Below are 13,254 nucleotides of genomic sequence, written 5' to 3'. Positions count from 1 at the left end.
AATAACTACGATAAGTACGTGGAAAAGTTTCAAAAAGGTGAAGGTGTTGGTTATTTCACACTTAGACGTATCAAGTTTGCAAGCTTCCAATTTTCGAATTGGAAGCTACAGCATGTTATATCCGTACTAAATTACAGAAAACGAGTAAATGAATTCATACCAAAAGAAATGAACTTCTTTTCCATGAATTCATCCATACCATGATGTCCGCCTTCTTTACCCAAACCAGACTGTTTCACTCCGCCAAAAGGGGCTTCTGGAGACGCAGGAAATACATCATTGACCCCAACAATTCCGTAATCAAGCTTTTCAGAGATACGAATAGCAATGCTTGTATTTTCGGTAAAAATATAAGCAGCTAAACCGTAATCCGTATCGTTAGCTTTGGCGATCACTTCTTTCTCATCAGAGAAGGTTTGAATTGGCAATACTGGTCCAAACGTTTCTTCATGCATAATTTTCATGTCATCTGTTACGTTGGAGAGGATAGTTGGCTCGAAATAATATTCAGAAAGCCCTTGGTGATGCCAGCGCTGACCTCCATATTCGATTACAGCACCTTTTTCAATCGCATTATGGACATGTGCTGCAACTTTGTCACAAGCTTGCTGATTAATTAATGGACCGATATCCGTATCCTTTTCTAACCCATTTCCCAGATTGAAGTTGGCTATATTGCGCTTTAATAATGGAACGAAATCAGACACTACGGATTCATGAACAAATAGTCGATTGGTAGATATGCAAGTCTGCCCGTTATTTCGGAACTTGCTTGCTAAAACGAGTGATGCTGCCTTTTCTAAATCAGCATCTGGAAATACGATGCTAGGAGCATGGCCTCCCAGCTCTAAGGAAAGTTTCTTTACATGCTCGGCGCTTTCTCGCATTAAATGCTTTCCGACAACTGTGGAACCGGTAAAGGTGATTAACCGGACATCTTTATTAGTAAGTAACTGATGACCAATAGCTTGTGCATCGCCTGTTACGAGATTAACTACCCCATTAGGCATGCCAGCACGGTCAAAAATTTTGATGATTTCAATTGCTGATAAGGGCGTTTCTGGTGCAGGCTTTAGTACAGCCGTACAACCTGCTGCCAATGCAGGTGCGAGTTTTCTTGTAATCATAGAAGATGGAAAGTTCCATGGCGTTATAGCACCAACCACACCGACGGGCTGTGGAACGACAACCATTCTTTTGGATTTTAGCGACGAGGGAAGCCATTCACCGTAATTTCTGCTTGCTTCTTCTGCATACCATAGTAAAAATTGTGCTGCTCCTTTTACTTCGCCAATTGCTTCACGAAGAGGTTTTCCTTGTTCCATCGTTACGATTTCGGCAAGTCTTTCCACTTCTTCTAGCATAAGCTGATAAGCCTTGTATAGGAAAGTCGAGCGCTCTCTGCCGGTTTTATCACTCCACACTGGAAATGCTTGAGCGGCAGCAGTGATAGCTTGGTCCGTTTCTTTTGCTCCTGCATAAGCAACAGATGTAATTGGATTTCCTGTAGCGGGATTATAAACCGTTGATGTATTACTCGTATTGATTTCCTGCCAACTACCATTAATAAAAATACTTTTGGTATAATCGTTGTACATGAAATATACCTCCTTCTATATCATTGGAAAATTTTCAAATCTCTTGCTTTCTGAGGATTTCTTAAACAAACTTTCAGAAAATGGTGGAGTAAGTAGTCTAGTTCTTATGCATACCATATTTTAAATAACTTTAGACCGCCCGAAGGAATAAATTGGAAATGTTTAGTTGAAATGACGAAAGCCTGCATCATCTTCACTATGCCTTCTTTACGCGTAAGAAAAGTCGTTTTGTCTTCAAGCTTACAATTGAAGGTTGCTAACGATTTCAAACAGGAAATAGGAGTTATGGAACTCCGTTAGTGTAGTTATTTACCACCATTACGGTAGGAAAGCTGCGTTTTAGATCAGCTTTTAAAAATCATTTGATATATATATGGTTTAAGTAATTAACTATAATAACTAACTGGTTCGTTCCTATATATATGGAAAAAAGCTAATATATGAAACCGTTACTTTATATGAACATTTTCTTCCCAAGGTGGTAGCATTTTATGGAGAGGTTTATCTTTTCGGTAACCAAGTACATAATCTGCTTGCATAATGGTGTGAATTTCTCTTGTTCCTTCGTATATGACTGGCGCTTTTGAGTTACGCAAATAACGTTCTACAGGGTATTCATCAGAGAATCCATAAGCACCATGAATTTGCACGGCATCATCAGCGGCTTTATTTGCAAAGTCACAAGCTTGCCATTTAGCTAGTGAGGTTTCTCGAGTGTTTCGCTTGCCGGCATTTTTCAATTCACCTGCCTTGTAAACGAGTAGGCGACTCATTTGTAAGCCTGCTTCCATATTAGCGAGCATTTGTTGGACAAGTTGGTGTTTACCAATCTCTTTGCCGAAGGTTGATCGTTCATGACAATAGGATATACTTGCTTCCAAGCAGGCCATAATCTGTCCAACAGCACCAGCGGCGACGGTAAATCTGCCATTATCTAAAGCAGACATAGCAATTTTAAAGCCTTCTCCTTCTTCACCAAGTAAATTTTCCTTTGGGACTTTAATATGGTCAAAAAAAATTTCTCCAGTATTGCCTGATCGAATTCCCAGTTTTCCTTTAATCGCTTTAGAAGAGAAACCTTCCCATTTTCTTTCTACAATAAAGGCAGAAATTCCTTTATGCTTTTTCGAGCGATCTTTTGTGTAGGCGAACACGATAAAATTGTCCGCTGTATCGCATAAGGAAATCCAAGTTTTTTGTCCATTTAAAATATAATAGTCACCTTGCCGGTAAGCAGTTGATTCCATCGCAGCTACGTCTGATCCAGCACCAGGCTCTGTTAATCCAAATGCACCTATTTTTTCTCCTCTTGCTTGCGGGACGAGGTATTTCTGCTTCTGGGCTTCATTTGCCCATTGCAATAAAGTCATACTGTTTAATCCAGTATGGACAGAAACAGCAGTACGGAAAGCAGTGTCTCCTCGTTCCAATTCCTCACAAACAATGGCAAGCGAATTATAATCCATGCCACTTCCACCATATTCTTCTGGAATACATACCCCCATTAATCCTAAATCGGCTAGCTTCTTTATAATAGCTGGATCGAATTTTCCTTTTCGATCCCACTCCGAAATGTAAGGCATAATCTCGTTATCTGTAAACTGACGAACAGTGTTGCGTAACATGTTCTGCTCTTCTGTAAACTCAAAATTCATAAATAGACAGCTCCTTTTAATAAAAGAAATCATTACTTCACTTTTCACTTTTCAGATGAATTATATTTTTTATATAAGTTTTTATAACATTCTTTTTTAGGATAAGGATTTTGTTGTACTTAGTTTTAAGTATAGGTCCTGCCCCACACGATTCTATTGCGTAGGATATCCCTTAGAATACTAGCAATCAATGAGGAATGAGTGAAAGTTTCCATTCATCCTATGGGTTTTATCCGGTTTTTCAGCCGATGTTATTTTTTAAGTGAGTTATTTCTATACGAATCTATAATAAATTGATTGTGTTCACCTGCATTTGGCGGATGATGACGATAAGAAACAGGGGTGCGTGATAGTTTTAACGGGCTTCCAATCATATTAATTTCACCTGCAGTTGGATGAGACATCTGGACGAACATTTCTCTTGCAGCTAGCTGAGGGTCAGCTACTACCTCGGCAATATTGTGGATCGGGCCACATGGGATGGATTGCTGTTTGCATTTCTCCATCCAGTAGGCAGTCGGCTGTTGTAAAAACAATTGCTGCAGCCGTGGTACTAATTCTTTTCGATGTGCTACCCGATCAGGATTTGTTTTAAATTTAGGATTATCTTTTAAAGACGGTTCGCCAGCAATGTTACATAAGGCTTCAAATTGCCGATCATTCCCAGCGGCAATGACCATTTGTCCATCCTTTGTTAGAAAAGTCTGATAAGGGACGATGTTCGCGTGTTGATTACCAAGCTGAGATGGTATTTCTCCTGACATGAAATAATTACTTCCAACATTTACGAGTGCACTAACAGCTACATCGTATAACGCAATATCTAATTTTTGCCCTTGCTGTGAAATAGATCTTTCTAATAAAGCGGCTTGAATGCCAATACATGCATACATACCAGTTAAGACATCCGTTATAGCAACACCCATTTTTTGTGGTCCTGTCTGTCCATCTCCTGTTATACTCATCAATCCACTCATAGCTTGAATGATAAAATCATAACCTGGCATATCTTTATACGGACCTGTTTCACCGAATCCAGTAATCGAACAATAAATTAACTTAGGGTTAATTTTGCACAGCGTTTCATAATCTAACCCAAATCGCTCCATTGTCCCAGTACGAAAATTGTTAATGATGACATCGCTATCCTTTACCAGCTGCTTTATTGTGTTAACCCCTTCTTCGGATTTGAGGTCAATGGTAATGCTTTTTTTATTTCGATTGGTGCATAGATAGTATGCACTAACCCCATTTTGAAATGGTGGCCCCCATTTTCGGGTTTCATCACTTCCACCAGGTGCTTCAACTTTAATTATTTCTGCTCCTAAATCACCCAGAATCATCGTACAGTATGGACCGGCTAATACTCTGGACAAATCAAGGATTCGAATATTTTCCAGGGTTTTCGCCATGCTTTTCCTCCTTTGCTTAGTTAGAGTATCTTGTTAAAAGCTCTTGTTTTCTCCTGCTACAAATACGTTAAAGCTTCCTACCATTCGATAAAGCATAAAGTAAATTTCAATTAACAGGCTCTTTTTTTATAAGATAAGAAAGTATAAAATGAGGTGCTTGTGGATAACGAAATAACTGAGTAGCCACGTCCTTCGTATGAGCCCAGCAACGATGCGATTTTAGAAATATGCCCTACGATGCATCATTGGTTCGTGCCTCACCATGATTCCTTTACCTCAGTTGCTTCGTTCCACTCGCTACGTTGTTAAACGGGCGCCCCGCGCCTTTGTTCACCTCCAAAGATAGTTCTTGTCGCAAGAGTGTGAACGAAAGACTTCTGAATAGAACCTAGGACTTGCACTTACAATTAACATCCATTTATCTTCTAAGCTTCGCCTTATAGCATAAAAAGACAACTATGGTGCCTTTTATATTGGGAAGAAAAAAAATAAACGTAAAAAAGCCAATTCAAAGTTAAATTACAGGTTAGTGCAATTTAAACATGAACTGGCTTTTACCTGTTGTAACAACTCTGGAATGGAGCTGTGAACAGATTAGGCAGTAAACTGATAGGTAAACATTTGATAGGAATGTAATGATTTCTTATTTTTCAGTATACAATGAATTGTTGAGATTGTAAACGGTTACTTTGGAATTATTATAAACCATGGAGTGTATAGTGAGAAAATAACCGGAATAGGTATACGCAACGATCATAAATTAAGGTTTTATTTTTATCGTTCCATTGTAAGTATGCAGGATAATAGTTTACCATACTTAAAGATTCCCTCTGAGCAGGGTGTGTTTACCTAATAAGAAAGTGAAGTTCATCCCATATATAAAGTGCTGTAAGATTCCCACTTTCAGGTGCAGGATAATCTGTACCTGAAAGTGGGAGATAACAGCGCCTGTTCATAAGACTTTAGGTACCATTACAAGTACTAACAAGCCGTGGGGGATGAATGAAAACCTCCACTGATGGAGGATCCATTTTATACTCGTCTATTCTGCTGCTATGTATGCAGAATACTAGATGCATTATTTTGCAGCTTTTTGCAGTTTATGGATCATTTTTAATGAGCGACCTGTTCCAATTGCTACAGACTCTAAAGGATTAGGAGCAAGATGAACAGGTACAATCAATTCATGTGATAACCATTCCTTCATACCGTGAAGCAAAGCTCCTCCTCCTGTAAGTACTATACCGTGATCCACAATATCACCACTTAATTCAGGTGGGCAATTTTCTAAGGTCAAACGAATGGCTTCTAACACTTGCTCTAACGACTCTTTTAACGCAAGGTGAATTTCCTTTGAAGTTATCGTGATGGTTTTTGGTAAACCAGTAACCATATCACGACCACGAATTTCCATCGATTCTTCTTTATGATTCGGATGCGCATAACCAATTACCATTTTTATATTTTCTGCGGTACGCTCACCAATAAGGACGTTATAGTTTTTGCGGATATGATGAATAATTTCTTCATCCATTTTGTCACCGCCCACACGTACAGAATTACAGGAGACAACCCCGCCGAAAGAAATAATGCCAACTTCAGAAGTACCTCCGCCAATATCAACGATCACATTAGCCACTGGCTCATCAACAGGTAAATCAGCTCCAATAGCAGCAGCAATTGGCTCTTCGATTAAGTGTACCTGTTTCGCACCATAACTTGATACAGCATTATGAATTGCTCTTCGTTCTACAGTAGTACTACCTGATGGTGTACAGACGACAACTACAGGCTTACGCATGGACATACCAATTTGTTTACTTACTTTTTTCAGAAATGCTTTTAACATTTGCGCTGTAACGTCATAATCGGCAATAACACCATCTTTTAGCGGACGAATGGGGATGATATTTTGTGGTGTTTTTCCTACCATTTCTTTCGCCTCTGCTCCCACAGCTACTACCTGTTTTGTGTTAACATCAATAGCAACAACGGATGGCTCATTTAATACGATTCCTTTTGACTTTGTGTATATTAAAATGTTTGCAGTTCCAAGATCAATTCCAACTTCTGCAGTAGAAAACATAATTGAATCCTCCAATGAATACATTTTTCCTTTTATAGCATTCTCTTTATTTTTAGCATTTTAGGGGGTTGCTGGACAAGTGTTAGTTTATGGTAGTTTTAAATTGTTAGATTTTGTCGTCCAAATAGATTGAAAAAATGATGGAACGAGTTTCATCGACGTATTTTTCGAACGTATTATAAAGAGACTTTATTTATAATATGTTCGTTTAGCAGATCAATAGCTGTGCAAGGTCCACTTTCACTAGTGTTTAAATATCTATTATACTATAGTTTACAAAATTCAGGGTGAAGATAAGCGTAACAATTTGGTTACAAAAAGTCAGAAATTGTAACAATATGTCTATATTTTAAGGTTGTCAATCCTAAATTTCATGAAATTTTTACCTTTAGATTGAAGTTTTTCCATTGTTTATGTCTGTGGGAAATTATCCGCTCCTTTTATTTTAAGGCTTGCTTTTTTAGAACAGTTTGTTTGTCTGGGCATGGAAATTGATGCCACAATTATTACAAAAATTCCATGCTATGATGAATTTGCACAAAACAAAACCAAAGGGAGTGTAGATCAACATGTTTAAAAAGGTAGCTGTAGTAACAGCACTATCATCAGCTTTACTTTTTGGAGGAGCATTGTCAGCTTCAGCAGATACTGTCGCAAAAGAACCATCAAGTGGTCAGAAATATAAAGTCTATTATTCTATTAACGGTAATTGGCAAAACGTTTCTGAAGATAATATAAATAGTATGCTTCAAAAACATATGAAAAACAGAAATTGTTATGGACAAAAGATAGATTGGAACCATGTGCAGAAACAAAAACAAGGCAATAAGCAGGAAGAACAAACACAACCAGCAGACAAACAAAAAACAGAACGTCCTGAAGCTAATCAACCAGCAGAACAACCAAAGCAAACAGAACAAACTCCAAATGAACAAAAACCTGCTGCAAAACAATCAGTACCACAAGAAAATACAAACGAGCAAAAAGTTCAAGAGCAGAAAAAACAAGAATCTACTCAAGCTGATAAGAGTGAATTAAGTCAATTTGAGCAGGAAGTAGTTGATTTAACGAATCAAGAAAGAGCAAAACAAGGCCTTCCAGCTTTAAAAGTAGATACAGAGCTTAGTAAGGTAGCACGTGAAAAATCAAGAGATATGGCAACAAATGGATACTTTGCGCACAACAGTCCAACATATGGTTCTCCATTTGATATGATGAAGAAATACGGCATTAGTTATTCTACAGCAGGAGAGAATATCGCTAAGGGACAACGCAGCCCACAAGAAGTAGTCAATGCATGGATGAACAGCCAAGGACACCGTGAAAACATTATGAATGCTAAATTTACACATATCGGCGTCGGTTATGTTCAACAAGGCAACCATTGGACGCAACAGTTTATTGGTAAATAGAATTTAAAAACAATCCCTCGATTTTCAGCTTGTAGAGAAACTGTATGATTTCCTGCAAGCTTTTTTTTATTGTAGTAGGAAATTATAAATGAGGTGCTTGTGGATAGCGATAATAACCGACTAGTCACGTCCAGCGTCATCGTCCTCCGATAAGGCCTCATCGGTTCGTCACAAAGAGGAAGTCCGACTAAAAACGAGCTTGCTGTCCAGACGTCGGTATAGCCTAGTTTTAGTGGCATGATTCATTTATCCCGTAAAAAGACGTTGTAGACTCCCGTTTCAAGAATGGAAGATGTGAGCGGAACAAGTCGAAGCGGGAGGTAACAGCACCTAAATCACCTATTTCGTAAAAGGCCTTTAGGTCATACCCTTGGGCTACTATCTGCGGGGATGAAGAAAACCCCGCTGATGGAAGGTTCACTTTATCTTTCGTTGATTCGTTCCAGTTGCTACGTTGCTAAACGGGTGCTCTACGCCTTTGTTCTCGTGGAAACATTCGGAGATTACACGCTGTTAGGGAGGATATAGGTTTAAATCATTGGAAAATATAATGGTGCTATTTCGAAACTTTTCTAAAGTGAATGCTTTTTGTAAAACAATGCAATTACCAGTAGAGCTCTGTTCCTTTACCTTGCTGTTTATCTGTATACAAAGGTATAATAGCCTGTGGTGAAAGGAGATCAATTTAAATGATTCGAACGATAGGAATATACATATATGCCGGGTTACTTGTTCTCGGTACGTTTTTGAAATTGCAAAAAACAAAGAAATTGCAACATCAGCTTTCCAAAGAAGAGATTTTCGTTCAACCAAGCATTGTCTCTAGAAAGGTGTTTCAACGAACAGGAAGTACTATTGAAGTAGAGGGACAAGACAAGTTGCCAGAAGGTCCTGCTTTATTTGTAGCGAATCATCAAGGTTTATTTGATATATTAGTATTGCTTGGCTATTTGGGAAAACCAGTCGGCTTTATAGCTAAGCAAGAAATTAAAAAGCTACCCATTATTTCGTCTTGGATGGAACTTGTTCGTTGTGTGTTTATTGACCGAAAAGATCGTCGGCAATCTGTCCGTGCTATTGGTCAAGGAATTGATTATTTGAAAACAGGGCATTCGATCGTTATTTTTCCTGAGGGAACAAGAAGCAGAGGCAAGCAAATGAATGCTTTTAAATCAGGGAGCTTTCGTTTAGCGATCAAAGCAAATGTACCTATTGTTCCTGTTGCTATAGACGGGACCTATCGAATGCTTGAAGAAACGGATGGAAAGGTAAGGTCTTCATCTGTTCGTTTAACGATTAAAGATGCTATCTATCCAGGAGAATATATGTCGATGAGCAGTAATGAAATTGCGGCAAAAGTGGAAGAAATGATTAGGCTGCAACTAAAGACAAATGGATTGAAACAGACTAAGGAAAAGCATAAGAAAAAGGCAGAGCAATTACTGTCTCCTAGGTAGGATAGATAGCAGGGACCGTGTAAACGGAGAAGAGCTAAATGAGCCAACGTTCCCTATTTCACGTTTTTAGTTTTAATTTCCGAGACATACTATAATTGAGGTGATAATATGGTGCAAGGTACGGTGAATTGGAATACAGAAATTACCAAAGAATGGTTGCAATCCTACGTTGATGACTGGGTGAAATTTTATAAAAAAGAGACGGCACAAGGTAAAGTAGCTTCATATATTCCAGTTTTAAAGCAAGCTAATCCAAATCATCTAGGGATTTCCATTATCGGGAAAAATGGTATGACAGTTCATTCAGGAGACGTTGGAATTCCGTTTACAATTCAAAGTATTTCCAAGATATTTAGTTTCATCGTTGCTTGTATAGAAAGAGGAGTTGCCTATGTTCTTGATCGCGTGGATGTTGAGCCCACAGGAGAGGCATTTAACTCCATTATGCATTTGGAGATGCGTAAAATAAAAAAACCGTTTAATCCGTTTATTAATGCTGGCGCGATAACGGTTACGTCGCTATTGAATGGAAAAAACTCTTCAGAAAAACTTGAACCTCTTTTTGAATTGTTTACGAAAATCCTTGGTTATCGTCCACATATAAATAAGGATGTGTATGTATCTGAAAGGGAAACATCAGTAAGAAATCGGGCTATTGGATATTATCTTGTAGAACTGGGCTATTTGGAGTCAGAGCTAGAATTAACACTGGAGACGTATTTTAAACAATGCTCCATAGAGGTAACTACAGAAGATTTAGCTAAGCTTGGATTAGTTTTAGCTAATGACGGGATGAATCCACATACAAATGAAGAAATTATTCCGAGAAATGTGGTTCGTCTTGCGAAAGCTTTAATGTTAACTTGCGGCATGTATGATGCTTCAGGTAAGTTCGCTGCATACGTCGGTATCCCAGCGAAAAGTGGTGTTTCAGGCGGAATAATTGCCACTGCTCCTCCGAGAGTACGAGATGAAGTGCTTCCGTTTGTTGAAGGGTGTGGAATTGGCGTATATGGACCTGCTTTGGATGATAAAGGAAATAGTATAGCAGGTATTAAATTGCTGAAGCATATTGCAACAAAGTGGGATTTAAGTATTTTTTAGCAGTATCTTGGATACCTCTGGTCCAAACAAGTATACATCACATTGATAAAAACGCTTGGATGGCAAGAAAGTCATTTAAGCGTTTTTATCTGTTGTGGGAAGTCCGCTTATCATAAGTGCTTTTGCGAACTAGTAGTTTACTTTATTTTAATATCCTTGTTTCAGCTTTCGCCTGTTCTGTTTCTTCTTTAGCTACTTTAAGGAATTTTTTCGTTTCATAAACGACAACGCCGGACAGACCTAATAAACCAATTAAGTTAGGTAAAGCCATTAAAGCGTTCATAATATCTGATATACCCCAAACGATATCTAGCTTCTCCATGGATCCATATAATAGGGCTAAGACGAAAGCAACACGATAATAAGGAACAGCTTTATTACTAAATAAGTAGGAGAAGCATTTCTCACCGTAATAAGACCAGCCGATAATAGTTGAAAATGCGAATAAGATAATCCCGATAGTAACAATATATGCGCCTGCGTCACCAAGGAAGGCAGAGAAAGAAGCTGTTGTTAAATCGCCACCGGAAAGTCCTCTTTGGTACATATCAGCCATAATAATGGTAATTGCAGTAATGGTGCAGACGATAATCGTATCAAAAAATACTTGGGTCATAGATACGAGAGCTTGTCGACCGGGGTAATCCGTTCTAGCAGCAGCTGCTGCAATAGGTGCTGAGCCTAAACCAGCTTCATTTGAAAATACACCCCGAGCTACCCCGTAGCGAATAACGGTTCCTAGAACGCCTCCCCCCAATGCACTTCCTGAGAACGCATCGGTAAAAATAAGCTCAAAAACATCTGGTACGATATCCAGATTCATGAAGACGATAATGGAACCACCAATCACATAAAATAATGCCATAAACGGTACTAAAAGTGCTGTAATGCGCCCGATCCCCTTAATGCCCCCAACAATAACTAAACCGACTAATAAGGTTAACGTTATTCCAGTCGCTAGAGGTGGAACTTGAAATGTATTGGCGAGAGCATCAGAAACTGCTTTTGATTGCACCATGTTGCCAATACCAAACGCAGCTATCGAACCAAAGATAGCAAAAATAACTCCGAGCCATTTTGCATGTAACCCTTTTTCTAAATAATACATAGGTCCACCAGACATTTGTCCCTTGCTATCTTCAACTCGATATTTCACTGCAAGGACCGCTTCAGCATATTTTGTCGCCATCCCAAATAACGCTGATGCCCACATCCAGAATACGGCACCAGGTCCACCAAGTACAATAGCTGTTGCCACGCCAACAATATTACCGGTACCAATTGTGGCGGCCATTGCAGTTGTTAATGCTTGATAATGACTAATATCGCCTTTAGATTTTGTATCCTGTCTACTAGGGCTAAAAGTTAATTTCAGCGCATAGGGTAGGGTTCGAAACTGGAAAAAGCCTAACCGAATAGTGAGAAATAACCCTGTCCCGATTATGAGCACTAAAGTGGGCGGACCCCAAACAAAATGACTAATTTGTTGAATAATGTCCATTATCCATTCTTTCCTCCTTTTCGTGTGTAAAAAAATTATTCCGAAAAATAGCGTTATATGTCAAGAGCAAATTTTTCCTTTTTCCTAATAATAAAGTTGTAATTCAGCATAAAATCACGTTAAATTGACTTTATGGTAAATTTTGGATGTGTTGAGGAGGTGAATTTAATAGAAACTTTTGCTGTTAGGAGTGAAGTTGCTTATAATAGAATAGAACAATTTGTAAAAAAAAGTGGGTGGTTGAATGATCCGGGTTATTTTTGTCTGTCTTGGTAATATTTGTCGTTCGCCAATGGCTGAAGCGATCTTTGCTCATTTATTAAAAAAAGAGAAACTCACAGATAAAATAGAAGTGGATTCTGCTGGAACCGGTAGTTGGCATATAGGAAATCCGCCTCATGAAGAAACAATAGCGATTTTAAAAAAACACAATGTGCCAACGGATGGCTTGAAAGCGCGGCAAATAACTCCACACGAAAAAGGGAAAGTTGATTATATAATTGCCATGGATGAGCAAAATAAACAAGATGTATTACAAATGTTTGGTGAAGACGAAACAATTCGGATAGCAAAATTGATGGATTTTGTAGAAGGAGCTAAAGAAGCAAATGTCCCTGACCCTTATTTTACAGGTGATTTTGCTTATACATATGAGTTGGTATCAGAAGGATGCTACCAACTTTTGCAGTATTTAAAACAAACACATTCTATAGTGTAAGGAGCGAAAATGATGGGAAAAAGAAAATTAGTTACGGGTATAGTAATTGGAGCAACAGCAGGGGGATTGATGAGCTTGTTAGATAAGGAAACAAGAACCTATGCTAAAGAAAAGGTTACATCGGCTAGGTCTGGAGCAAGCTACTTAATTAAAAATCCTTCTGAAGCTATCCGCAAGGTGCGGACTGCCTTTGATACATTTAATCAAGCTTTCGCCAAAGGCGCAGAAAGTACGATAAATGTCTTAGATCAAGCGGAAACAACACTTGATAAAATTACGAATAAGCACCAGATGAATCGAATAGAATAGAC

Annotated in this window: 10 protein-coding genes; 5 read left to right on the top strand and 5 right to left on the bottom strand. The window is 38.5% G+C overall.

Annotated elements, in window-relative coordinates; all coding sequences use genetic code 11:
• Nucleotides 1-131: 131 nt before the first annotated feature.
• The 4 genes from D1839_RS11765 to mreBH all read right to left on the bottom strand — a co-directional run bounded on the left by D1839_RS11765 (nt 132) and on the right by mreBH (nt 6,751).
• Nucleotides 132-1,598: an NAD-dependent succinate-semialdehyde dehydrogenase gene (locus D1839_RS11765; RefSeq protein ID WP_120380102.1), complete on the bottom strand. Its 1,467-nt coding sequence runs from the start codon at nt 1,596-1,598 to the stop codon at nt 132-134.
• A gap of 449 nt (nt 1,599-2,047) precedes the next feature.
• Nucleotides 2,048-3,253: an acyl-CoA dehydrogenase family protein gene (locus D1839_RS11760; RefSeq protein WP_120380101.1), complete on the bottom strand. Its 1,206-nt coding sequence runs from the start codon at nt 3,251-3,253 to the stop codon at nt 2,048-2,050.
• A gap of 251 nt (nt 3,254-3,504) precedes the next feature.
• Nucleotides 3,505-4,665, bottom strand: a complete 1,161-nt coding sequence (locus tag D1839_RS11755) for a CaiB/BaiF CoA transferase family protein (protein WP_120380100.1) — start codon at nt 4,663-4,665, stop codon at nt 3,505-3,507.
• Nucleotides 4,666-5,743: 1,078 nt separating this feature from the next.
• Entirely contained in the window at nt 5,744-6,751 is a 1,008-nt protein-coding gene (mreBH, locus tag D1839_RS11750) for a rod-share determining protein MreBH (protein ID WP_120380099.1), read from the bottom strand.
• A 569-nt stretch (nt 6,752-7,320) separates the two neighbouring features.
• On the opposite strand from mreBH, the gene D1839_RS11745 reads away from it, so the two are divergent.
• From D1839_RS11745 to D1839_RS11735, 3 genes are all read left to right on the top strand, one after another.
• Nucleotides 7,321-8,163 (top strand): CAP domain-containing protein, encoded by an 843-nt coding sequence (locus D1839_RS11745; protein WP_120380098.1) that lies wholly within the window; start codon nt 7,321-7,323, stop codon nt 8,161-8,163.
• A 689-nt stretch (nt 8,164-8,852) separates the two neighbouring features.
• Nucleotides 8,853-9,620 (top strand): lysophospholipid acyltransferase family protein, encoded by a 768-nt coding sequence (locus tag D1839_RS11740; RefSeq protein ID WP_120380097.1) that lies wholly within the window; start codon nt 8,853-8,855, stop codon nt 9,618-9,620.
• Between the two features lie 108 nt (nt 9,621-9,728).
• Nucleotides 9,729-10,724: a glutaminase gene (locus D1839_RS11735; RefSeq protein ID WP_120380096.1), complete on the top strand. Its 996-nt coding sequence runs from the start codon at nt 9,729-9,731 to the stop codon at nt 10,722-10,724.
• A gap of 142 nt (nt 10,725-10,866) precedes the next feature.
• On the opposite strand, the gene D1839_RS11730 is transcribed toward D1839_RS11735, so the two are convergent.
• The gene (locus D1839_RS11730) at nt 10,867-12,225 is read right to left on the bottom strand and encodes an alanine/glycine:cation symporter family protein (protein WP_120380095.1); all 1,359 of its coding nucleotides are present in this window, start codon (nt 12,223-12,225) and stop codon (nt 10,867-10,869) included.
• 244 nt (nt 12,226-12,469) lie between these two features.
• On the opposite strand from D1839_RS11730, the gene D1839_RS11725 reads away from it, so the two are divergent.
• Both D1839_RS11725 and D1839_RS11720 read left to right on the top strand, forming a co-directional pair.
• Entirely contained in the window at nt 12,470-12,943 is a 474-nt protein-coding gene (locus D1839_RS11725; RefSeq protein WP_120380094.1) for a low molecular weight protein-tyrosine-phosphatase, read from the top strand.
• A gap of 12 nt (nt 12,944-12,955) precedes the next feature.
• A complete protein-coding gene (locus D1839_RS11720; protein ID WP_120380093.1) occupies nt 12,956-13,252 on the top strand; it encodes a YtxH domain-containing protein in 297 nt (98 codons plus the stop codon).
• The last annotated feature ends 2 nt before the right edge of the window (nt 13,253-13,254 follow it).

The sequence above is a fragment of the Roseburia sp. 1XD42-34 genome (assembly GCF_009917385.1).
In the GTDB taxonomy this organism is placed as follows: domain Bacteria; phylum Bacillota; class Bacilli; order Bacillales; family Amphibacillaceae; genus Virgibacillus.
The sequence above is the reverse complement of the archived record's forward strand: the minus strand, read 5'-3'. Positions and strand labels throughout refer to the sequence as shown.

Excerpts from the sequence above, each read along its gene's own strand:
- D1839_RS11765 (WP_120380102.1), bottom strand. The coding sequence starts at position 1,598 with ATGTACAACGATTATACCAAAAGTATTTTTATTAATGGTAGTTGGCAG.
- D1839_RS11760 (WP_120380101.1), bottom strand. The coding sequence starts at position 3,253 with ATGAATTTTGAGTTTACAGAAGAGCAGAACATGTTACGCAACACTGTT.
- D1839_RS11755 (WP_120380100.1), bottom strand. The coding sequence starts at position 4,665 with ATGGCGAAAACCCTGGAAAATATTCGAATCCTTGATTTGTCCAGAGTA.
- mreBH (WP_120380099.1), bottom strand. The coding sequence starts at position 6,751 with ATGTTTTCTACTGCAGAAGTTGGAATTGATCTTGGAACTGCAAACATT.
- D1839_RS11745 (WP_120380098.1), top strand. The coding sequence starts at position 7,321 with ATGTTTAAAAAGGTAGCTGTAGTAACAGCACTATCATCAGCTTTACTT.
- D1839_RS11740 (WP_120380097.1), top strand. The coding sequence starts at position 8,853 with ATGATTCGAACGATAGGAATATACATATATGCCGGGTTACTTGTTCTC.
- D1839_RS11735 (WP_120380096.1), top strand. The coding sequence starts at position 9,729 with ATGGTGCAAGGTACGGTGAATTGGAATACAGAAATTACCAAAGAATGG.
- D1839_RS11730 (WP_120380095.1), bottom strand. The coding sequence starts at position 12,225 with ATGGACATTATTCAACAAATTAGTCATTTTGTTTGGGGTCCGCCCACT.
- D1839_RS11725 (WP_120380094.1), top strand. The coding sequence starts at position 12,470 with ATGATCCGGGTTATTTTTGTCTGTCTTGGTAATATTTGTCGTTCGCCA.
- D1839_RS11720 (WP_120380093.1), top strand. The coding sequence starts at position 12,956 with ATGGGAAAAAGAAAATTAGTTACGGGTATAGTAATTGGAGCAACAGCA.